Source organism: Sutterella massiliensis (genome assembly GCF_016899755.1).
Taxonomy (GTDB): Bacteria; Pseudomonadota; Gammaproteobacteria; order Burkholderiales; family Burkholderiaceae_F; genus Sutterella; species Sutterella massiliensis.
This window is the reverse complement of the sequence record NZ_JACJJC010000109.1, coordinates 1-1,130: the sequence shown is the minus strand read 5'-3', so window position 1 is coordinate 1,130 and position 1,130 is coordinate 1. Positions and strand designations below refer to the sequence as shown.

2 protein-coding genes are annotated in these 1,130 nt (G+C 51.7%); one reads left to right on the top strand and one right to left on the bottom strand.

The features are described 5' to 3' along the window. The first annotated feature begins 103 nt into the window (after nt 1-103). Complete coding sequence (locus H6A60_RS11590; RefSeq protein WP_205104769.1) at nt 104-352, top strand: hypothetical protein; 249 nt, start codon at nt 104-106, stop codon at nt 350-352. 280 nt (nt 353-632) lie between these two features. Here the strand turns inward: H6A60_RS11590 and H6A60_RS11585 are convergent. Continuing rightward, nucleotides 633-1,130, bottom strand: a 498-nt coding sequence (locus H6A60_RS11585) for a CehA/McbA family metallohydrolase domain-containing protein (RefSeq protein WP_500691538.1), incomplete at its 5' end; no start/stop codon positions are given.

Below are 1,130 nucleotides of genomic sequence, written 5' to 3'. Positions count from 1 at the left end.
AGCTCGTTCTTGCAGTCGACTAACTCCAAATGAAGTCGACGACTATCTCTCTCGAGTATTCTAAAATTCAAGAAAATCAATGCGATTTAGCGGGAATGCAAAAATGACAACAACAAATAAGCGTATAGAACCTGCATTCAGCCAGACTTCCTACGACCGGGCGCTTTCCGTCGTAGAGAAAACGCAGATAGTGCAGGCTAAGCGAAATTCTGACCTATCGTTGGATGATCTTACTTTGGTTGAAAAATTCCTCGAGGATCATTCTGGCTGGGTGAACAAACACATCAAAAAGACGCAAGCGCACACGGCTGGCATCAACTTTCGGCATCTCTCGCCGAAAGAGCAACTGTGAATTTGCAGTTTGCACCTTCGTAACTGCACGAACTAAACGATTAAATGAGATAAGGAAAGAAGAGCGACGCCAACGGGCGGATGCAAACAGGTGCATGCCAACACAGAAATTCAGGATTGCATCGCCCGAAGGTATGAGGGAACGGCTTTAGATTAGGCCGAAGAACCTCGCTGCCGCTCTCAGAGCTGCGAGCACTACGACCGAGGGAATTACGGACTCAAGTGAGAATTCGATTTCAATCGGAGGAAGTAGCAGCCGATTGCACATGAGCACTCTTCTCCTATTCGAGTGCATCGAACCACATGGGGTTCGACCATGCACGGCGGCCGTCGGTGCCAATAATGATCATGCGGAACCACGGGCTCTTGGCTCGGAGTGACGAAAGATCAATTGTCGTTCGGGTGATCGATTCGCCGCAGCGGAAGGCGTTGGCGTAGCCCTGACCATTGATGAGAATCTCGCGCGCAGCGGTGGTTTCGATCGATAAGACATTGTCCTCGAGCGCCATCGACTTGATTTCCGGTCCTTCTGTTGAATAGAAGCGACCGGCCTTGAGCGCTTCGACGATCGATTCTGCACTTCGATCTTCAGCTGCTACCAACACCCAGGCGAGACCGAAATCAGGCAGATGGGCGTGCGTATCATCGACGGCCGTGCAAAGAATACGGCGACCTTCGTCACAAAGACCATCAACGAGGTATGCGCCGTCTCCGCGATCGTGCATGCCCTGGCAGCCGGCGTTCATGATTTCGACGGCATGGGCAGCGTCGAGCACATG